Below are 21415 nucleotides of genomic sequence, written 5' to 3' on the forward strand. Positions count from 1 at the left end.
TCAAATGAAAAGTGCCTGTCGCCGGATGTGAAGCGACCGCTTTGGCCACGGCATACAGTCCAGTCAACCCTGACGCAATGCGTCCAGCCCTTTGATTGGAGTGACAGGCATGGCCAAAGTCGTACGTTTTCATCAAACCGGTGGCCCCGAAGTATTGCGCTTCGAGGACGCCGAGGTCGGCGATCCCGGCCCTGGCCAGGTGCGCCTGCGCCATGTGGCGGTGGGCCTGAACTACGCCGACACCTATTTTCGCAACGGCACCTACCCGATCGCGCTGCCCAACGGCATCGGTGTTGAAGCGGCGGGCGTGGTGCAGGCAGTGGGCGAGGGCGTGACCCAGGTGGCCGAAGGCGACCGGGTGACCTACACCGGCTTTCTCAACACCTTGGGCGCCTACAGCACCGAACGGCTCATCGCTGCCGATGCGTTGATCAAGCTACCGGAAACCATTGCCTTCGAAACCGCGGCGGCGATGACCATGCGCGGCCTCACCTCGGCCTACCTGATGCGCAGGCTGTATGCCTTCAAGCCCGGTGACACGGTGTTGCTGCACGCGGCCGCCGGCGGCGTCGGCATGATCGTCTCGCAATGGGCGCAGCTGTTGGGGCTGAACGTGATCGGCACGGTGTCCACCGCGGCCAAGGCGGAACTTGCCCGCGCCCATGGCTGCAACCACACCATCGACTACAGCGTCGAGGACGTGGCCCTGCGCGTGCGTGAGCTGACCGACGGGGCAGGGGTGAACGTGGTGTTCGACAGTGTCGGCAAGACCACCTTCAACGCGTCTCTCGATTCGCTCAAGCGCCGTGGCCTGATGGTTTGCGTGGGCACCGCCTCCGGCACCATCCCACCCTTCGACCCGCAGTTGCTGGCCATGAAGGGCTCGCTGCAGCTGACGCGCCCGGCCCTGGCCGATTTCATTGCCGACCCGGCGGAGAAAGCCGAACTGGCCGACGAGCTGTTCGCGCATGTCGCCAGCGGCCGCATCCGCATCGAGATCAACCAGCACTATGCCCTGCAGGATGCCGTCCAGGCCCACCGCGACCTGGAAGCACGCAGGACCACCGGTTCGTCGATCTTCGTCATCTGAAGAGGGCCGCAGCATGCACATCGAACAACTGACCTGCGCCCTCGGCGCCGAAGTCAGCGGCGTCCAGCTGGCCGATGCGATCCACGACGACGGGCTGTTCGCGCAGTTGCGCGAACTGCTGCTGCGCCATCGGGTGCTGTTCCTGCGCAACCAGGCCATCAGCCGCAGCGAACACGTGGCCTTCGCCCGTCGCTTCGGCGACCTGGAGGACCACCCGGTGGCCGGCAGCGACCCGGACCACCCAGGCCTGGTGCAGATCTACAAACGCCCCGACCAGCCGCTGGACCGCTACGAGAACGCCTGGCACACCGACGCCACCTGGCGCGAAGCACCGCCCATGGGGTGCGTGCTGCGCTGCGTGGAATGCCCGCCGGTGGGGGGCGACACCATGTGGGCAAACATGGTGCTGGCCTACCAGCAATTGCCGGCAGACGTAAAAGCCAGGATCGAGGGCCTGCGCGCACGCCACAGCATCGAAGCCAGCTTCGGCGCGGCCATGCCGCTGGACAAGCGCCTGGCGCTCAAGGCCCAGTACCCCGACGCCGAGCATCCGGTGGTGCGCATCCATCCGGAAACCGGCGAGCAGGTGCTGTTCGTCAACGCCTTCACCACCCACTTCAGCAACTACCACACCCCGCAACGGGTGCGCTTCGGCCAGGACGCCAACCCCGGCGCCGGCGAGCTGTTGCGCTACCTGATCAGCCAGGCCTACCTGCCCGAGTATCAGGTTCGCTGGCGTTGGTCGGCGGGCAGCATCGCCATCTGGGACAACCGCAGCACCCAGCATTACGCGGTGATGGACTACCCGGCGTGCCACCGCAAGATGGAACGCGCCGCGATCAAGGGCGAGCCGACCTTCTGAGCCCCTGCAGCAGCCGAACACAATAAAAACACTGAGGACCGCACATGCAATTCTTCGACGATTCGTTGCACCCGGAAAACATGGAAAAGGTGGTAATCACCGTGGCCCCCTATGGCCCGGAATGGATGCCCGAGGATTTCCCCGAAGACATTCCGCTGACCATGGACGAGCAGGTGCAGAAGGCCGTGGACTGCTACGAGGCGGGTGCCACTGTGCTGCACCTGCACGTGCGTGAGCTGGACGGCAAAGGCTCCAAGCGCCTGAGCAAGTTCAACGAGCTGATCGCCGGCGTGCGCGAAGCGGTGCCGGAGATGATCATCCAGGTCGGCGGCTCGATTTCGTTCGCCCCCGAAGGCGAGGGCGAGGCCGCCAAGTGGCTGTCCGACGACACCCGGCACATGCTCGCCGAGCTGACCCCACGCCCGGACCAGGTCACGGTGGCCATCAACACCACCCAGATGAACATCATGGAGCTGCTGTACCCGGAGTACCTGGAAGGCACCTCGCTGGCCAACCCGGGCATCCAGGCCGCCTACAGCGAAATGACCGTGCCGGCCGGGCCCGCCTGGGTGCGCGAGCACCTGCGCCGGCTGCAGGCCAGCCAGATCCAGCCGCACTTCCAGCTGACCGGCATGCATGCCCTGGAAACACTCGAGCGTATCGTGCGCCGCGGCGATTACATGGGCCCTTTGAACCTGACCTGGATCGGCATCGGCGGCGGCTTTGACGGCCCCAACCCGTTCAACTTCTTCAACTTCATCCACCGCGCGCCGGACGGCTGCACCCTGACCGCCGAATCGCTGCTCAAGAACGTCCTGCCGTTCAACACCATGGCCCTGGCCATGGGCCTGCACCCACGCTGCGGCAACGAAGACACCATCATCGACCAGCACGGCAAGCGCTTCACCTCGGTACAGCAGATCCAGCAGACCGTGCGCGTGGCCCATGAGCTGGGCCGTGAGATCGCCACCGGCAAACAGGCCCGGGCCATCTACCGGATCGGCGAGCAGTACACCAGCATCGAGGACACCCTCAAGGCCAACGGTATGGCGCCCAACCGTCAGCCGGGGCACAAAGGCGTGCCGCAACGCGCCTGAATGGCGACTGGCCTCATCGCCGGCAAGCCGGCTCCCACAAGTGCAGGACTGTACCCTGTGGGCGCAGGCATGCCGGCAATGAGGCCGGTACCAGCAGCAACCCTATTGGCGTTTTCTCAAAACAAGAACAACACCCCCAGGAGGCAGCATGGCCACCTATCTCGCCAGTACCACAGACTCAGGCATCGACCCCTCGCTGAGCATCCCCCGGCGTTACGCCTGGATCGTTTTCGCCCTGACCTTCGGCCTGCTGATTTCCGACTACATGTCGCGCCAGGTGCTCAACGCCGTATTCCCCCTGCTCAAGGCCGAATGGGCCCTGAGCGACAGCCAGCTCGGCCTGCTCAGCGGCATCGTCGCGCTGATGGTCGGCCTGCTGACCTTTCCGCTGTCGCTGTTGGCCGACCGTTTCGGCCGGGTGCGCAGCCTGGTGCTGATGGCCGTGCTCTGGAGCCTGGCCACCCTGGGCTGCGCGCTGGCACAGGACTACCCGCAGATGTTCGTCGCACGCTTTCTGGTTGGGGTCGGCGAGGCGGCCTACGGCAGTGTCGGTATCGCCGTGGTGGTGGCGGTGTTCCCGCGCGAGATGCGCGCTACCCTGGCCGGTGCGTTCATGGCCGGTGGCATGTTCGGCTCGGTGCTGGGCATGGCCCTGGGCGGCGTGCTGGCCGAGCACCTCGGCTGGCGCTGGGCGTTCGCCGGCATGGCGCTGTTCGGGCTGTTGCTGGCGCTGCTGTACCCGCTGATCGTCAAGGAGGCCCGGGTCACGCCAGCGGCCAGCGGCCCCACCGCCAAGCCCGTGCGCGCACTGCACAGCCTGTATGGCAGCCGTTCGGTGATCGCCGCCTATGTCGGCAGCGGTCTGCAACTGTTCGTCGGCGGCACGGTGATCGTCTGGATGCCCAGCTACCTGACCCGCTACTACGCCATGGGTACCGACCAGGCCGGTGTGGTCAGCGCGGTCATCGTGCTGTGCAGCGGCGTCGGCATGATCCTCTGCGCCATGCTGTGCGACCGCCTCGGGCGCCGGCGCCAGGACCGCAAGATCAGCCTGGCGATCGGCTACTGCCTGGGCAGTTGCCTGCTGCTGTCACTGGCATTCGCCATGCCGACCGGCACTGCCCAACTGGTTTTGATCGGCCTGGGGATGATGGTCGCCGCCGGCACCAGCGGCCCGTCCAGCGCCATGGTCGCCAACCTGACCCATGCCTCGGTGCACGGCACGGCCTTCGCCACCCTGACCCTGGCCAACAACCTGCTGGGCCTGGCCACCGGGCCGTTGCTCACTGGCCGGCTGTCCGACCTGATCGGCCTGCACGGCGCCTTGCAGCTGGTGCCGCTGATCAGCCTCGGCGCAGCGCTGGTGTTCGTCATCGGCAAGCGCCACTACCACACAGACATGGCCCGCTTGCAGCGGGCCCAGGAGTCGACGTCGTGAACCCTCGGTTGTGTATTGATGTGACCTTTGACTTTATCTGCCCCTGGTGCCTGATCGGCCAGCGCCAGTTGCAGCGCGCCCTTGAACGCCTTGCCAGGGAGCGCCCCGCGGTGAGCGTGACGGTACGCTGGCAGGGCGTGCAGTTGTTGCCGGGGTTACCGGCCGAGGGCGTGCCTTTCGACACCTTCTATCGCCAGCGCCTGGGCAGCGACGAGGCGGTACGCCAACGCCAGGCCCACGTCATCGAGGCGGCGCTGGCCGTTGGTGAGCCGCTGGATTTCACGCGCATTCGGCGCATGCCCAACACCGCCAATGCCCATCGCCTGCTGCAGCGGGTGCAGCTCGTCGCAGGTGCCGGGCCAGCCGAGGTCTTGCGCCTGCGCCTGTTCCAGGCCTATTTCCAGGAGGGTCGCGATCTGGGCGATCGCTCCACCTTGCTCGAGATCGCCCAGGCGTGTGGGGTGCCGCAAGCGCTGGTGGCGGACTGCCTGCGCGATGACGGCGCCGCATTGTGCGCCGATGAGTCGCGCGTCGGCAGCGTGGTGCCGAGCTTTGTGATCAACCGGCAACGACCGGTCAGCGGTGCGCAACCCGCCGAGGTGCTTTACGCGGCGATGAAGGTCGCACTGGCACAGGCGGTACCCGCATGAACGGGCGTTATCCGGTGCCTGCCGGCAAGCTGCCGGAGCAGGGCGGCCGCGTCCTGGTCGAATGCGCGGGCAAAAGCCTGGCGCTGTTCAATGTCGACGGCACCTTCTACGCCATCGACGACAGTTGCCCGCACCAGGGCGCCTCGCTGTGCGCCGGGCGCCTGGAGGGGCGGGTTATCCAGTGCTGTGCCCACGGCCTGCGCTTCGACCTGGCCAGCGGTTACCTGCTGCAATCCACCGCGCTCAAGGTCGCCCGCTACCCGGTCGAATATCACGAAGGGCAGGTGTACATCGTGTTCAGCCAAGAGGAAGCAGGCCAATGACCGTCGCCGTCATCAGCAGCGTCAACCACCGTACCCGTGAACTGGCCCCGGGCATCCTGGTCAGCCTGATCGTCGCTGGCGCGGCGAGTTTTCTCAGCGAGCACTACCAGGCCCCCGTGATGCTGTTTGCCCTGTTGCTGGGCATGGCCCTGAACTTCCTGGCCAGCGACGGGCGCTGCAAGGCCGGTATCGAATTCACCGCGCGCACGGTGCTGCGCCTGGGCGTGGCATTGCTCGGCATGCGCATCACCCTGGGCCAGATCGCCAGCCTGGGCTGGAAGCCGGTGGTGCTGGTGGTGACCTTGGTGGTGGTGACCATCCTGGTGTCGGTGCTGGCGGCGCGGGCGCTGGGCTTTTCGCGGCTGTTCGGCCTGCTTACCGGCGGCGCCACGGCCATCTGCGGCGCCTCGGCGGCCCTGGCCCTGGCGGCGGCGTTGCCGGCGCACAAGCACAAGGAGCACGCCACGCTGTTCACCGTGATCGGCGTGTCGGCGTTGTCGACCCTGGCGATGATCAGCTACCCGATGCTCGCCCAGTGGCTGCAGCTGTCGCCGGGGCAGGCCGGGGTCTTCCTCGGTGCCACCATCCACGACGTGGCCCAGGTGGTGGGCGCCGGCTACAGCCTGTCCACCGAGACCGGCGATATCGCCACCGTGGTCAAGCTGATGCGCGTGGCCATGCTACTGCCGGTGATCGTCTGCGCGGCGATGATCACCCGCCGCCAGGGCCTTGGCGACGCAGGCCAACGGCCGCCGCTGTTGCCCTGGTTCGCCGTTGGCTTCGTGTTGCTGGCGTGTCTCAACAGTACCGGCTGGGTGGCGCCTGCGGTGCAGGGCGGGGTCAACGAGCTGTCGCGCGGGTGCCTGGTGGTGGCGATCAGTGCGCTGGGCATGAAGACCCAGCTCAAGGCCCTGGCCAGCGTAGGGCTCAAGCCGATCCTGTTGATGATGGGGGAGACGGCGTTCCTGGTACTGCTGGTACTGGGGTTGATGCGCTGGGGGTTGTGAGGCCGCTCCTACAGCTGGCGCGATCCCTGTGGGAGCGGGCTTGCCCCGCGAACACGGGCGTAGCCCGTGCCAGGCACCGAGGTGTCGTCTTCGCGGGTAAACCCGCTCCCACAGGTACTGTGCAATCGGGGGAATGCACGGACCCTGTGGGAGCTGCGGCCACCTACAGGACCGATGCAATCGCCCCCTGCCGCGCACGCCAGCTCGCTGGCGGCATGCCGTACTGGGCGATGAACCAGCGGGTGAACGAACTGGGCATCGAATAGCCGAGCATGTCGGCGATCCGCCCCAGTGAATAGGCGGGGTTCTCCAGGTAACGGATCACCAGGTCGCGGCGCACGCCGTTGACCAACTCGCTGAAGGTCACGCCGGCCTCCACCAGCCGCCGTTGCAGGGTACGCACGTTCATGCCCTGGCTCTGCGCCACCTGTTCTAGCGTGGCGCGGCCCATGGGCAGCAGCAGGTAGATGGTCTTGCGCATTTCCAGCTCCAGCGAAGGCCGGTCGCCGCCTTGCAGGGTATCGAGGTAGCGCCGCGCCAGGCGTGCCATGGCTTCGTTGGCCTGCGGGGTGGTGCTGTCGAGGTCGGTCGCCTGGCAGACGATGCCGTTGAACTCGCTGCCGAACTCCAGCTTGCAGCCGAAGATGCGCCGGTGAATGGCCAGGTCGGCGGGCGCCGCGTGGGTGAAGTTGGCACTGATCGGCCGCCAGTGGGCACCCAGCAGCGCGGCGCACAAGCGCAACATCACGCCGATGGCCAGCTCCACCGCCTGGCGGCTGCCATGGCTGCGCTCGGTCACCACCTCTTCACGAATGATCACACTCTTGCCGGCCTCCTCGACATGGATGGCCAGGGCATCGTTGAGCAAGTGGCGGTACTGCACGATCACTTGCAGGGCATCGCGCAGGGTGCGCTGGTGGCTGAGCAGCAGGCTGATCTCGCCGAAATCCGACAGCTGGCGCAGTTCGGCCATGCGCAAGCCGAAGGTCTCGCAGCCGCAGGCCTTGGCCGAGGCTTCCAGCAGCTCGATCACGGCCGTGGCGGCGATACGCCGGTTGGGATCATCCAGCAGGCCGGCACTGAGCCCGACCTGGGCCAGCAGGGCATGGGGATTGAGCCCCAGGTGGCGGGACACTTCAAGGTAATTGGTCAGGCTGGCGGCACGCACTTGTGTGGGCATTGTTGTTGTTTTCCACGCTTGTCATCAGGTGACCCGCAGCGCTGGCGGGTGGCTTGTTATAGCGCGTGTGTCGCCAGAAGAGAAGCCGGCACCTGGCCCGTTATTTCGGGTTCATCCAGGGATTACGGGTTTGCAGCTCGAGGGGGCGAAAGCCCTGTCACCAAATGAAAAGTCGCTGACGTGCAAAGTAAAGCGCCTGTCGAGGGCGCTGATTACTGTGGGACCAGAAGCGCTCGAACCCTGGCGAGCGCACCTGCCAGCGCAGAGGTAGCGACGTGGAAAAACTGCACACCCACGCAACGGTCCTGATCGTCCCCGGCCTGCGCGAGCATGTTGCCGAACACTGGCAGACCTTGCTCCACGACCGCCTGGCCAAGGCCCGCACGGTGCCGCCGCTACAGGCCGATGCGTTGAGCTGCGACGCCCGGGTCGAGGCCATCCAGCGCGAGCTGGAGCAGATCGAAGGTGAGGTGCTGTTGGTGGCCCACAGCGCCGGCGTACTCATGGTCGCCCACTGGGCTGCGCGCTACGCCCGGCCGATCAAGGGCGCACTGCTGGCGGCGCCACCGGACCTTCAGGCCCGCTGGCCGGCCGCCTACCCAAGCCCCGACAGCCTGCGCGCCAACGGCTGGAGCCCGTTGCCGCTGCAGCCGCTGCCGTTCCCCAGCATCGTCGCCGCCAGCAGCAACGATCACCTGGCCAGCCCCGCAGCGGTCGCCGCCCTGGCCGAAGGCTGGGGCAGCCAGCTGCTCGAACTGGGTGCGGTGGGCCACCTCAACCCCGCCGCGGGCTACGGGCCCTGGCCGCAGGCCGAAGCCCTGGTGCGGCAACTGGACCGCTGACCCGGCTGCTCAGCCAAGCCCCGCGAAAGAACAATAACAACACGTGGAGTCACCGCGATGCCAATGCTGCGTTGCCAGCGCCTGCTGGCCTGTACCTTCAGCCTGCTCGGCGCCACCTCGTTACCGGCTGCCGAAATCGATACCGGCCATGAAGACTGGGCCGTGCGCCTGGACAACACGGTCAAGTACAACTACGGCGTGCGCACCGAAAGCGCCGACCCGCGCCTGCTGGCCACGCCCAACAACAACGACGGCGACTACAACTTTCGCAAGGCCGGTACCACCATCAGCAACCGGGTCGACCTGCTGACCGAGCTGGATGTGGTGTACCAACAGCGCATGGGCTTTCGCGTCAGCGCCGCCAGTTGGTACGACAAGGCCTACGAGAACACAGGTTCCGCCAGTAACCCCTACATCAATGGCAACGGCGGGCAGTCCGGCATCAATCCTGGTATCGGCGGTTTGCCCGGCACCGGCACGCCCCTGGGCTCTGCACACCTGAGCCATTACGCCCAGCGCTATTACACCGGCCCCTCGGGCGAGATCCTCGATGCCTTCGTGTTCATGCGCACCGCGGTGGGCGAGTCGTCCGAACTCAGTGGCAAGCTGGGCCAGCACAACCTGTTCTGGGGCGAAACCCTGCTCAACCCGGTGCATTCGCTGAGCTACGGTCAGTCCGGCCTGGACCTGGCCAAGCTCGCCGCCTCGCCCGGCACCGAAGCCAAGGAACTGTTCGTGCCGCGCAACCAGCTGTCGGCCTCGTTGCTGGTCAACCCCGAGCTCACCCTCGGCGCCCAGTACTTCCTCGACTGGGACGCCGCGCGGCTGCCGGAGGCCGGCACCTACTACGGCGGCTCGGACCTGCTGGACCAGGGCGGCCAGAGCCTGCTGCTCGGGCATACCGGCACGCCTGGGCTGATCCCGGTGCGCGGTGCGCTGACCACCCTGCGCCGTGGCCACGACCTGACCCCCGACAAGCGTGGCGACTGGGGGGTGATGGCCAAGTGGTCGCCCGAATGGCTGGGTGGCACCCTCGGCTTCTACTACCGCAACACTTCGGAAATCATGCCCCAGGCCTGGCTCGATACCCGTGGCCTGCGGGTCAGCGGCGCGGCCGGCCCGATCGCCAACCTGTACCGCTCACTGCAAACCGCCACCTACCAGTTCGCCTATGCCGACGACATCGACGTGTATGGCCTGAGCCTGTCCAAGGATGTGGGCGGCATCAGTGTCGGCAGCGACCTGAACATCCGCCACCACATGCCCCTGGCGAGCATCCCGGCAATCGTCAGTGCCCCCGGCGTGGCCGGTCTGGGCGGTGGCTTCGGCCTGCTGCCCGCGCGCAGCCCGGCCAGCGGGGTGATCTACGACGTGCCCCGCGATGGCGACAGCCTGAGCGCCACCGGGCAGACCCTGCACTGGACCGTCAACGGCTTGATGAGTTTCGGCGCCACGCCGCTGTTCGACTCGGCCACGCTGCTGGGCGAGCTGTTCTACAGCAACCTGCTCAAGCTCGATGGCCACAACGCCGCGCTGTACAAGGGCAACGCCAGCTACCGCGGCATTGACAAACCCACCCGTGACAACTGGGGCATCGCCGTCAACTTCAGCCCCACCTGGTACCAGGTGCTGCCGGGCATGGACCTGAGCCTGCCGCTGTCGCTCAACCTCGGCATCGACGGCGTATCGCCCGTGCAAGGGGGCGGCGCCGAGGACACCGGCACCTATGCCCTGGGCCTGAGCGCGGCGTTCTACAACCAGTACTTCGTCGACCTCAAGTACGTCGACAGCTTTGGCAAAAGCCAGGCCTGCCGCGACGGCCAGGCCGACGGCAGCACCCCAAACGCCCTGGACGGCGAGCAGGACTACACCTGCTACGGCGGCGGCTATGCCTCGTTCTCCGGCGGTGGCGCCACCACCGAGGACCGCGGCGCGCTGTACCTCACGCTCAAGACCACGTTCTGAACCACTCCACAGACACCACAGGAAAACAACAATCATGACCTACGTGAACACGCTGTTGGCCACGTGCCTGTCGCTGGCTGCCCTGAACTCCGCCCAGGCGGCGGTCCCTGCCGAACAGGCCGCGCGCCTGGGCGCCACGCTGACCCTGGTCGGCGCCGAAAAGGCGGGCAACGCCGACGGCTCGATCCCCGCCTACCAGGGCGGCCTGACCACAGCGCCCGCCAGTTACCAGGCCGGTGCAAGCATGCGCCCGGACCCGTTCGCCGAAGAGAAGCCGCTGCTGGTGATCGATGCCAAGAACGCCGGCCAATACCAGGGCCAGCTGACCGCCACCACCCTGGAGCTGCTCAAGCGCTACCCCAGTTTCCACGTCGATGTATACCCGACCCACCGCAGTGTCGCGTTGCCCCAGGCGGTGCTCGACAACACCCGCAAGAACGCCGTGGGCGCACGCAGCGAGGAGGGCGGCACGGCGGTCAGCAACGTGCTGCCGGGCATCCCGTTCCCGATCCCGCAGAGCGGCGCCGAAGCCATGTGGAACTTCCTGCTGCGCTATCAGGGCGTGAGCCTGAGCGCCAAGTACGACTCGTGGAACGTCGACGCCGCTGGCAAGGCGAGCCTGTCCACCACCGGCCAGGCCAACATCAGCTACCCGATCTACGAAGACATGGCCAAGCCGATCGGTGCCAAGGACACCTACTACCAGATGAAGCTGGTGTACACCGCACCCGCGCGCCGCGCCGGCGAAGCGATGATGCTGCGCGACGCCGCCAACCCGCTGGCCCAGCCGCGCAACGCCTGGCAGTACCTGCCCGGCCAGCGGCGGGTGAAGCTGGCACCGAACCTGGCCTATGACACGCCCAACCCCGGCACCTCGGGCTCCGGCACCTATGACGACGTGTTCGTCTTCAATGGCGCCCTGGATCGCTATGACTGGACGCTGGTGGGCAAGCAGGAAATGTACGTGCCGTACAACACCTACGCGCTGACCTACCACACCGACGTAAAACAGCTGACCATCCCCAACCACCTGGCGCCGCAATTCGTGCGCTGGGAGAAGCACCGCGTCTGGGTTGTGCAGGGCAAGCTCAAGGACGGCGCGCGGCACATCTACCACACACGCAGCTTCTACCTTGACGAGGACAGCTGGATCGCCCTGGCTTCCGACCAGTACGACGCCCGTGGCCAGCTGTACCGCGGCTCGTTCGCCTTCCTCACCCAGAGCTACGACCAGCCCACCCCGGACGCCACGCCGTTCATGATCTACGACCTGATGGGCGGCACCTACAACCTCAACGGGGTGGTCGGCGCCTACGGTGGCTTGCGCTATACCGCGCCGCTGAGCAAGACCCAGTGGTCGCCCGAAGCGCTGGCCGGCGCTGGCATTCGCTGATGCCACCGTTCAAGCGCTGCTGCGCACTGCTGGGGCTGTGCGCTGCCTTCCACGCGGCCCTTGGCGCCCCGCCCTACATCGATGTGCTCGACCTGCCGGCGCAGCCCAGCGCCCTGGCGCCGGCCAACCCGCTGCGCGCGGTGGCGCTGGCGGGCACGCGCCTGGTGGCGGTGGGCGTGCGCGGGCACATCCTGTATTCGGACGATCAAGGCCAGCACTGGCAGCAGGCCCAGGTGCCGGTGAGCGCCGACCTCAATGCCGTGACCTTTGCCACGCCGCTGCTCGGCTGGGCGGTGGGCAACGATGGCGTGGTGCTGCACAGCCGCGACGGCGGGGCGCACTGGCACAAGCAATTGGACGGTCGCGTGCTGGGCGAACAAGTACTCGCCTGGTACCAGGCCAAGGCCTTGGCCGAGCCCGAGGATCAGCGCTGGCCGGCGCAGGTGGCCGAGGGAGAACGGCTCAAGGCCGAAGGCGCCGACAAGCCGCTGCTGGACGTGTGGTTCAGCGATGCCTGGCACGGCTACGCGGTGGGGGTGTTCAACCTGCTGCTGCACACCGACGACGGGGGTGAGCACTGGCAGCCCTGGCTCGAGCGCAGCGACAACCCGCAAGGCCTGCACCTGACCCGCGTGCAAGCGGTGGACGGTGCGCTGTACATCACGGGCGAGCAGGGCCTGCTGCTCAAGCTGGACAGTGACGGCCAGCGCTTCAAGCGTGTGCCGGTGCCCTACGACGGCACCTTGTTCGGTGTCCTGGGCAAACCGGGTGTGCTGCTGGCCTATGGCTTGCGCGGGCATGTGTATCGCAGCAGCGACGGCGGCGCGCATTGGCGGCCTCTGCCTGTACAGGCCAACGGCAGCATCACCGCCGCCAGCCTGGACGGGGCAGGGCGCTTCTGGCTCGCCAGCCAGGCCGGCGAGCTGCTGCTCGCAGGTGTCGACGGGCAAGGGTTTGTGCCGGTCACGCAGGCCCCCCGCACCCCCGTGATCGGCATGGCCTTCGGCAGCGAGCACACGCTGGTGCTGGTGGGCGAACGTGGCGTACGCCGCCTGACCCTCGATCAACCGCCGTCCCCCTGACAAGAGAACAACCTGATGGCCACGCCCCGACAAGACACCCTGCCGGTGATCCGCGACCCCGGCGATTTCGATGCCCGTTCCGGCAACCTGCTCGAACGGCTGGTGTTCAATCATCGCCTGCCGTTCGTGGCATGCATGCTCCTGGCCACGCTGCTGCTCGGCTATCTGGCCCTGACCCGCCTGGAACTGCGGCCCAGCTTCGAAAAGATGATCCCGCGCAGCCACCCGTTCATCCAGAACTACCTGGACAACCGCGACTCGCTGCGCGGCCTGGGCAATTCGCTGCGGGTGGTGGTGGAAAACCATAACGGCGACATCTTCGACCCGGGTTATCTGCAGGCCCTGCGCCAGGTCAACGACCAGCTGTTCCTCGGCCAGGGCGTCGACCGCGCCTGGATGAAATCGCTGTGGAGCCCAGCGGTACGCTGGACCGAGGTCACCGAGCAGGGCTTCCAAGGCGGCCCGGTGATGCCCGACGGCTATCAGGGCCGGCCGGCGGACATCGACCAGTTGCGCCAGAACATCGAGCGCGCCGGCATCGTTGGCAGCCTGGTGGCGCACGACTTCAAGTCGAGCATGCTGATCGTGCCGCTGCTCGACCAGGACTCGGCCACCGGCAAGGGCATCGACTACCACGCGTTCTCCCAGCGCCTCGAGCAGCTGCGCGCGGAGCATGAGGCCGGCGGCCTGTACCGCCTGCATGTGATCGGCTTCGCCAAGCTGATGGGCGACCTGATCGACGGCCTGCATCAGGTGATGCTGTTCTTCGCCCTGGCCGTGCTGGTAAGCCTTGCGATCATCTACCTGTACACCCGTTGCCTGCGCAGTACCTTGCTGGTGGTGCTGTGCTCGCTGACCGCGGTGGTGTGGCAGCTGGGTATTGTCGCCTGGCTGGGGTACGCCATCGACCCGTACTCGATCCTGGTGCCGTTCCTGATCTTCGCCATCGGTGTGTCCCACGCCGCGCAGAAGATGAATGGCATCCTCCAGGACATCGGCCGCGGCACCCATCGCCTGGTGGCCGCGCGCTACACCTTTCGCCGGCTGTTCATCGCCGGGGTCACGGCGCTGCTGGCCGATGCGGTGGGCTTCGGCGTGTTGATGCTCATCGATATCCCGGTGATCCAGGACCTGGCAGTTACCGCCAGCATCGGCGTGGCGGTGCTGATCTTCACTTCGTTGCTGCTGATGCCGGTGGCGCTCTCGTATGTCGGTGTCAGCCGCCAGGCCGCCGAGCGAGCCTTGCACATCGACTCGCGGGCCGCTGCCCAGCGTGGCTTTGGCCGGCTGTGGCACCTGCTCGAGCGCTTCACCGAGCGCCGTTGGGCTACGGCTGCGCTGGTGAGCGCGGCGTTGCTGGGCGCCGGTGGCCTGTGGATGAGCCTGCAGTTGAAGATCGGCGACCTCGACAGTGGCGCCCCGGAGCTGCGCGCCGACTCGCGCTACAACCGCGACAACGCTTACATCACCGGGCACTACGCCCTGTCCAGCGACACCTTCGCGGTGATGCTCAAGACCGCCCCCGAGGGCTGTCTGCGCTACCAGACCCTGGCCCTGGCCGACCGCCTGGCCTGGGCCCTGCAGCAACAGCCGGGAGTGCAGACCACCGTGTCGCTGGTCAACGCGGTGCGCCAGATCACCGCCGGCACCTACGAGGGCAACCCCAAGCTCGCCAGCCTGCAGCGCAACCAGGACGTGCTCAACTACGCCGCCCAGCAAGCCTCGGTCAACGCCCCGGAGCTGTTCAACAACGATTGTTCGCTGATGCCGGTGATCGCCTACCTCAAGGACCACAAGGCCGACACCCTGGACGCGGTGGTGGCGTTGGCCGAGCAGTTCGCCCAGGCCAACGGCAGCGAGGAGCGCCAGTTCCTGCTGGCCGCCGGCAGTGCCGGCATCGAAGCCGCCACCAACAGCGTGGTGCGCCAGGCCAACCGCAGCATGCTGGCGCTGGTGTACCTGGCGGTTGCGGTGTTCTGCCTGATCACCTTCCGCAGCTGGCGCGCCACCCTGGTGGCGGTGTTGCCGCTGATGCTCACCTCGGTGCTGTGCGAGGCGCTTATGGTGGCGCTGGGCATCGGCGTCAAGGTCGCCACCTTGCCCGTCATCGCCCTGGGCGTGGGCATCGGCGTGGATTACGCGCTGTACCTGCTCAGCGTGCAACTGCACTGCCAGCGCGCGGGGCAGTCGCTGGCCGACGCCTATGGGCATGCCGTGGCCTTCACCGGCCGGGTGGTCGGGCTGGTCGGCGTCACCCTGGCCGCCGGCGTGGTCGGCTGGGCCTGGTCGCCGATCAAGTTCCAGGCCGACATGGGCCTGCTGCTGACCTTCATGTTCCTGTGGAACATGCTCGGCGCGCTGGTGCTGATCCCGGCGCTGTCGCATTTCCTGTTGCCGGGGGTCAAGGCCCCGGCAGGCACTACCAGCCCCACCGTGGGCGCCAACGTCAAACACCACAACCCACCTGTCGAGTGTTCATCGCATGTCTGATTACCTTCCGCCGCTGCGCGACATGGATTTCTTGTTCAACGAAGTGTTCGCCATCCCCGCCTGGTGGGCCCGCACCCCGGCGCTGGCCGAGCAGGTCGATGCCGACACTGCCCGTGCAGTGCTCGAGCTGGCCGGCAAGCTGATTGCCGAGGTGGTGGCGCCGCTCAACCGCAGTGGCGACGAACAGGGCTGCCGCTGGCAGGCCGGCCGGGTGATCAGCCCGGACGGCTTCACCCAGGCCTGGCGCACCTTTGCCAACGACGGTTGGGTGGGCGTGGCCGGCGCGCCGGCATATGGCGGCATGGGCATGCCCAAAGTGATCGCGGCGCAGATCGAGGAGATGCTCAATGCCGCCAACCTGTCGTTCGGCCTGTACCCGATGCTCACCGCCGGGGCCTGCATGGCGCTGCTCAACCATGCCAGCGAGGCGCTCAAGGCGCGCTACCTGCCACCGATGTACGAGGGGCGCTGGAGTGGCTCGATGTGCCTGACCGAGCCCCACGCCGGTACCGACCTGGGCCTGATCCGCACCCGCGCCGAGCCCGACGGGGAGGGCTGCTATCGGGTCACCGGCACCAAGATCTTCATCACCGGCGGCGAGCAGGACCTGACCGAGAACATCATTCACCTGGTGCTGGCCCGCCTGCCGGATGCGCCTGCCGGCGCCAAGGGCATTTCGCTGTTCCTGGTGCCCAAGTTGCGGGTGGAGGCCGACGGCACGCTGGGCGCGGCCAACGCGGTGAGCTGTGGTTCCATCGAACACAAGATGGGGATCAAGGCCTCAGCCACCTGCGTGATGAACTTCGACGGCGCCGAGGGCTACCTGGTGGGCGAGGCGAACAAAGGCCTGGCGGCGATGTTCACCATGATGAACTACGAGCGCCTGGGCGTCGGCATCCAGGGCCTGGCGCTGGGCGAGCGCTCCTGGCAGAACGCCATCGAGTATGCCCGCGAGCGGCCTCAGGGCCGTGCGGCCACGGGGCCACAGGCAGCGGGGCAGGGCGCCGACCCGATCATCGTTCACGCCGACGTGCGCCGCATGCTGCTGACCATGAAGGCACTCAACGAAGGCGGGCGGGCATTCTCGACCTTCGTCGCGCAGTTGCTCGATGAAGCCAAATACAGCGAATGCGCCAGCACACGCAGCCAGGCCGAAGCCCGGGTGGCGCTGCTGACCCCGGTGGCCAAGGCCTTCCTCACCGACATGGGGCTGGAAACCACCTTGCACGGGCAGCAGGTGTTCGGCGGGCACGGCTATATCCGCGAATGGGGCCAGGAGCAGTTGATCCGCGACTGTCGCATCACCCAGATCTACGAAGGCACCAACGGCATCCAGGCCCTGGACCTGATGGGCCGCAAGATGTTCGCCGACGGCGGCCGCAGCTATGCGCTGCTGGCCACTGACATGCGTGCTTTCGTCCAGGGCCTGGCGCCTTCGCGGGGCGAGTTCGCCGTGCCATTGCTGGCCGCCATCGACCACCTGGATGAGCTGACCGCCTGGGTGCTCGACCGTGGCCAGGCTGACGCCCGCGAGCTCGGCGCGGCGGCGGTGGAGTACCTGCACGTGTTCGGCTACACCCTGTACGCCTACCTGTGGGCGCGCATGGCCGATGCGGCGCTGAATGGGCAGACGCCGTTGCACCAGGCCAAAGTCGCCACGGCGCGCTTCTACTTTGCCCGCCTGTTGCCGCGTATCCACTCCCTGGGCCTGTGCGTGAAGGGCGGCAGCGACAGCCTGTACCTGCTCGGCGCCGAGCAGCTGTGAAGGAGCCGGCCATGACCACCACCAGTATCATCGCCCCGGCCGCCGAGGCCTATGGCTACCCGCTGCTGATCAAGCGCCTGCTGCTGTCCGGCGTGCGCTACCAGCCCAGCCAGCAGATCGTCTATGCCGACAAGTTGCGCTACAGCTACAGCACGCTGCTCGAGCGTATCCAGCGCCTGGCCAACGTGCTGACCCAGGCCGGGGTACGCCCAGGCGACAGCGTGGCGCTGCTCGACTGGGACAGCCACCGCGCGCTGGAATGCTACTTCGCCGTGCCGATGCTTGGCGCCGTGCTGCACACGGTGAACGTGCGCCTGTCCGCCGAGCAGATCCGCTACACCATGAACCATGCCGAGGACCGCCTGGTGCTGGTGCACGACGACTTCCTGCCACTGCTGGAACAACTGCGCGGCGAGCTGCCGACGGTCGAGCGTTGTATCCGCCTGACAGACGCCGGGCCCTCCAGCGAAGACGAATATGAACGCCTGCTGGCCGGGGTCGAAGCGCACTTCGACTTCCCCGACTTCGACGAAAACTCGGTGGCCACGCTGTTCTACACCACCGGCACCACCGGCGACCCCAAAGGGGTGTACTTCACCCACCGGCAACTGGTGCTGCACACCCTGAGCGAACTGGGCACCCTGGCCGCCTGTGGCGGCGAGCCGCTGCTGCGCACGGGCGATGTGTACATGCCGATCACGCCGATGTTCCACGTGCATGCCTGGGGCGTGCCTTATGTGGCCACTGCGCTGGGGATCAAGCAGGTGTACCCCGGGCGCTACGAAGCCAACCAGTTGCTGCGCCTGTACCGCGACGAAGGGGTGACGTTCTCCCACTGTGTGCCGACCCTGCTGCAGATGATGCTCGACTGCGAGCAGGCCCGGCACATCGACCTCAGCGGCTGGAAGATGCTGCTGGGCGGCAGCGCGCTCACCCAGGGCCTGGCGCGCCGGGCCAGCGAGCGCGGCATCCGCGTGCATGCTGGCTACGGCATGTCGGAAAGCTGCCCGTTGCTGGCCGTGACCTGCCTGAGCAGCGATGACCTGGCGCTGCCCATGGAGGCCCAGCTGCCCTTGCGCATCGAGGCTGGGGTGCCGATCGCGCTGGTCGACCTGCGCATCATCGACGACCAGGGGCAGCCGTTGCCGCATGACGGCCAGAGCGTGGGCGAAGTGGTGGTGCGCGCGCCCTGGCTGACCCAGGGTTACCTCGACGCGCCGGAGCAGGGCGCTGCGCTGTGGGCCGGCGGCTGGCTGCACACGGGCGATCTGGCCTGTATCGACGCCCATGGCGTGGTGAAGATCCGCGATCGCATGAAGGATGTGATCAAGACCGGCGGCGAATGGATCAGCTCGGTGGCGCTGGAAAGCCTGATCAGCCAGCACTCGGCTGTCGCGTCGGTGGCGGTGGTTGGCGTGCCCGACCCGCATTGGGGCGAGCAGCCGCTGGCGCTGGTGGTCTGTACCGCGGGCGCGCAGCTGGATCAGCCGGCCCTGGCGCGGCACCTGCAGCGCTTTGTCGACAACGGCACGCTGAACAAGTGGGCGATCCCGCGGATAGTGCGCATTGTCGACCAGATCCCCAGGACTGGCGTGGGCAAGATCGACAAGAAGCGCATACGCGAGTCGGCCACGGCGCACGGGTGCTGAAACCTGGCCTGGCGGCCCTGTCGCCCCCGATAGCTGACCCTGGCAAGCTATAGTGATTGCCGTCGGGGGTTGGATGACAAGGGATCCAGATGTGCGCAGCCAGGAAGCAGACTGAGGATGGCGTGTTCGCCGTGACCGGCGAGGGCCGTGCCGTGGCGTTGTTCCGCCTGGTGCTGGGTTTCATGGCCGTGGTGATGCTGGCCTTCGTGCTGATCGAGGGCTGGCGGATCTGGCGCGATTACCGCCAGGCCTTTTTCAACGCCGAGAACGCGGTGACCAACCTGGCCCGGGCCACCGCCCAGCACGCCGAGGACGCCATCCGCCAGGTCGACGCCATTACCGCGGCGCTGGCCGAGCGCCTGGAGGGCGATGGCTTCGAGCACATCGACCGGCCCCGCCTGCATGCGCTGCTCAAGCAACAGGCGCAGATCATGCCGCAACTGCACGGGTTGTTCGTCTACGCGCCGGACGGCAGCTGGGTGGTCACTGACCAGGACGTGGTGCCGGCCAATGCCAACAACGCCGACCGCGACTATTTCATCTACCACCGCACCCACGCCGACCGCCAGGTACGGATCGGCGCGGTGGTGCGCAGCCGTACCACGGGCGACCTGATCATCCCCATCTCGCGCCGCCTGGACTACCCTGACGGGCGCTTTGCCGGGGTGTTGCTGGGCACCATCAAGGTCGATTGGTTCGTGCGCTACTACGGCGACTTCAAGATCGACGAGCGCGGCGCCCTGGTGTTGGCCAAGCGCGACGGCACCATCCTCGTGCGCCGGCCATTCGTCGAGCAGGTGATCGGCCGCAGCCTGGCGGGCAGCGATATCTTCCGCAAATACCTGCCCTATGCCAGCGAGGGCGTGGCCGAGGCGGTGGCGGTGGTCGATGGCACGCCACGCTTGTATGGCTTTCGCGCCTTGTCGAGCTACCCGCTGGTGGTGGAGGCGGGGTTGTCACGCGAGTCGATCATCGCGCCGTGGCGCCACGACATGCTCAAGTCGCTGGTGGTGCTGGTCTTGCTGTTGGTCGGGGTGGCGGGCTTTGGCTGGGTGGTGCTGCGCCAGTTACGCGAACGCATCGTCATCGAGCGGGCGTTGCACCAGGCACACCAGACGCTCAAGGCGCTGGCCCTGACCGACAGCCTGACCGGGCTGGGCAACCGTCGGCGGCTGGACGCGGTGCTGGAGCCGGAGCTGCGTCGGGCGCGCCGGCAGGGCTACGCAGTGGCGCTGGTGATGCTCGACCTCGACTATTTCAAAGCCTACAACGACCGCTATGGGCACCTGGCCGGCGATGAGTGCCTGCGCCGTTTCGGCGGGCTGTTGAAGCAAGTGCTCAAGCGCCCGGGCGACCTGGCGGTGCGCTATGGCGGCGAGGAGTTCACCCTGTTGCTGCCCGATACCGATGCCCAGGGCGCCAGCCAGATCGTCCAGGAAGTCCTGCAACTGCTGCGCCGCCAGGCCATCGAACACGCTGGCAGCCCGCTGGGGCAGGTGTCGGTCAGCGCCGGCATCGCCGTGGGGGCGCCCAGCCTGGAGGCGGTGACACCAGAAAACCTGATGGCTGCGGCGGATGCGGCGCTGTATCAGGCCAAGCACCAGGGCAAGGACAGGTTTTGCCTGGCAGGCAGCGTGGAGGTCGGCGTGCAGCCCTGAGCGGCTAAACGGCTAGCCGCATGGCACAACGATCTTCAAGCCCATGCGCCCGTTCGCCTGCCAATAGCGTTTTGAGGCGCTGATCCAGCGCCGCATCCCCCAGCCGTTCGAACCCATAGCGCTGGTAGAACGGCCCATTCCACGGCACTTCGCCAAAGGTGGTCAGCGTCACCGCCTGTAGCCCGAGCTGGCGCGCCGCTGCCACCGCCCGATCCAGCAGCTGCCGGCCAAGGCCTTGGCCTTGGGCGTCCTGGCGGACCGACAGCTCATCGATGTGCAGCACCGCATCGAAACGGTTGGCACACAGGAAACCCAATGGCCGGTCCTGTGCATCCACCGCCACCCAGCTGGTGCCCGCCAGGAAAAATTCGGCATGCGCTGCTTCATCCATGACCTCGCTGTCGGCCAGCCAGGCCAGTGCCGGGTACTGCCTGAACGCCTGGGCGGCGGAGCGCTCGATGGCGGGCAGCAGGGGGAGGTCGGTGGCGAGGGTAGGGCGAACGGTCATGGCAGGGGCTCGAGGTGGGTAGTGGGATTGTGCCCTAAAGCCAGAGGTGATCAAGATCGATGCTGGCCTCTTGCGTGTCTCGCTGTCTGGATATGCCCCACGTCTTGTCGGGAATCGTCCTACGAGCTTTCGGACTGATCCTGCATATTTCGTTGGCAGGCCCCGCTAGCTTGGCAGCTTTTCCCCTGGCGGGGGCGACGCTGTGCAAGCCCTTGCCAGACTGACCTGACAAGGGACAACGGATGTTCGACTCGACACTCACAGATCGCCTGCGCTTCCACGTGCCGGCGGTTCAGCACGATCTTCAGGTACTGGCGTTCAAAGGCGACGACGCCATCAGCACGCTTTTCAACTTCGATATCGAACTGGTCAGCGAAAACCCCCGCCTGCCGCTCGAACCCATGCTCAACCAGCCA

General features: G+C 67.0%; 17 protein-coding genes. 15 read left to right on the top strand and 2 right to left on the bottom strand.

All coding sequences use genetic code 11. The annotated features are described in order from the left end of the window. The first annotated feature begins 109 nt into the window (after positions 1–109). The 7 genes from DM373_RS05875 (at position 110) to DM373_RS05905 (ending at position 6467) form a co-directional block, all read left to right on the top strand. The gene (locus tag DM373_RS05875) at positions 110–1090 is read left to right on the top strand and encodes a quinone oxidoreductase family protein (protein WP_110992691.1); all 981 of its coding nucleotides are present in this window, start codon (positions 110–112) and stop codon (positions 1088–1090) included. A 13-nt stretch (positions 1091–1103) separates the two neighbouring features. Continuing rightward, positions 1104–1952, top strand: a complete 849-nt coding sequence (locus DM373_RS05880; RefSeq protein ID WP_110992692.1) for a TauD/TfdA dioxygenase family protein — start codon at positions 1104–1106, stop codon at positions 1950–1952. 44 nt (positions 1953–1996) lie between these two features. Continuing rightward, positions 1997–3049, top strand: coding sequence for a beta-keto acid cleavage family enzyme (locus DM373_RS05885; protein WP_110992693.1), 1053 nt, complete (start codon positions 1997–1999; stop codon positions 3047–3049). Between the two features lie 148 nt (positions 3050–3197). Beyond that, a complete protein-coding gene (locus DM373_RS05890) occupies positions 3198–4487 on the top strand; it encodes an MFS transporter (protein WP_110992694.1) in 1290 nt (429 codons plus the stop codon). Next, positions 4484–5137, top strand: a complete 654-nt coding sequence (locus DM373_RS05895; protein ID WP_110992695.1) for a DsbA family oxidoreductase — start codon at positions 4484–4486, stop codon at positions 5135–5137. The genes DM373_RS05890 and DM373_RS05895 overlap by 4 nt, the downstream gene beginning before the upstream one ends. Next, a complete protein-coding gene (locus DM373_RS05900) occupies positions 5134–5460 on the top strand; it encodes a Rieske (2Fe-2S) protein (protein ID WP_110992696.1) in 327 nt (108 codons plus the stop codon). Before DM373_RS05895 ends, DM373_RS05900 begins: the two co-directional genes overlap by 4 nt. Next, positions 5457–6467, top strand: coding sequence for a YeiH family protein (locus DM373_RS05905; protein ID WP_110992697.1), 1011 nt, complete (start codon positions 5457–5459; stop codon positions 6465–6467). The genes DM373_RS05900 and DM373_RS05905 overlap by 4 nt, the downstream gene beginning before the upstream one ends. Positions 6468–6630: 163 nt before the next feature. Here the strand turns inward: DM373_RS05905 and DM373_RS05910 are convergent, their stop codons facing one another. Continuing rightward, positions 6631–7647 (bottom strand): AraC family transcriptional regulator, encoded by a 1017-nt coding sequence (locus tag DM373_RS05910; protein ID WP_110992698.1) that lies wholly within the window; start codon positions 7645–7647, stop codon positions 6631–6633. A 275-nt stretch (positions 7648–7922) separates the two neighbouring features. On the opposite strand from DM373_RS05910, the gene DM373_RS05915 reads away from it, so the two are divergent. The 8 genes from DM373_RS05915 (at position 7923) to DM373_RS05950 (ending at position 20491) form a co-directional block, all read left to right on the top strand. Then, the gene (locus DM373_RS05915) at positions 7923–8489 is read left to right on the top strand and encodes an RBBP9/YdeN family alpha/beta hydrolase (protein ID WP_110992699.1); all 567 of its coding nucleotides are present in this window, start codon (positions 7923–7925) and stop codon (positions 8487–8489) included. A 57-nt stretch (positions 8490–8546) separates the two neighbouring features. Then, on the top strand, positions 8547–10454 hold the full coding sequence (locus DM373_RS05920) for a DUF1302 family protein (protein ID WP_110992700.1): 1908 nt from the start codon (positions 8547–8549) through the stop codon (positions 10452–10454). Positions 10455–10488: 34 nt separating this feature from the next. Next, on the top strand, positions 10489–11847 hold the full coding sequence (locus tag DM373_RS05925; protein ID WP_110992701.1) for a DUF1329 domain-containing protein: 1359 nt from the start codon (positions 10489–10491) through the stop codon (positions 11845–11847). Further along, a complete protein-coding gene (locus DM373_RS05930; protein ID WP_110992702.1) occupies positions 11847–12929 on the top strand; it encodes a WD40/YVTN/BNR-like repeat-containing protein in 1083 nt (360 codons plus the stop codon). The genes DM373_RS05925 and DM373_RS05930 overlap by 1 nt, the downstream gene beginning before the upstream one ends. Before the next feature lie 15 nt (positions 12930–12944). Continuing rightward, complete coding sequence (locus tag DM373_RS05935; protein WP_110992703.1) at positions 12945–15419, top strand: efflux RND transporter permease subunit; 2475 nt, start codon at positions 12945–12947, stop codon at positions 15417–15419. Then, a complete protein-coding gene (locus DM373_RS05940) occupies positions 15412–17184 on the top strand; it encodes an acyl-CoA dehydrogenase C-terminal domain-containing protein (RefSeq protein ID WP_110992704.1) in 1773 nt (590 codons plus the stop codon). The genes DM373_RS05935 and DM373_RS05940 overlap by 8 nt, the downstream gene beginning before the upstream one ends. Before the next feature lie 11 nt (positions 17185–17195). After that, positions 17196–18833, top strand: coding sequence for a fatty acid--CoA ligase (locus DM373_RS05945; RefSeq protein ID WP_110992705.1), 1638 nt, complete (start codon positions 17196–17198; stop codon positions 18831–18833). Between the two features lie 89 nt (positions 18834–18922). Beyond that, the gene (locus DM373_RS05950) at positions 18923–20491 is read left to right on the top strand and encodes a sensor domain-containing diguanylate cyclase (RefSeq protein WP_110992706.1); all 1569 of its coding nucleotides are present in this window, start codon (positions 18923–18925) and stop codon (positions 20489–20491) included. A 4-nt stretch (positions 20492–20495) separates the two neighbouring features. On the opposite strand, the gene DM373_RS05955 is transcribed toward DM373_RS05950, so the two are convergent. Continuing rightward, positions 20496–20999, bottom strand: coding sequence for a GNAT family N-acetyltransferase (locus DM373_RS05955; RefSeq protein ID WP_110992707.1), 504 nt, complete (start codon positions 20997–20999; stop codon positions 20496–20498). Between the last annotated feature and the right edge of the window lie 416 nt (positions 21000–21415).

This window comes from Pseudomonas sichuanensis, from assembly GCF_003231305.1.
In the GTDB taxonomy this organism is placed as follows: domain Bacteria; phylum Pseudomonadota; class Gammaproteobacteria; order Pseudomonadales; family Pseudomonadaceae; genus Aquipseudomonas; species Aquipseudomonas sichuanensis.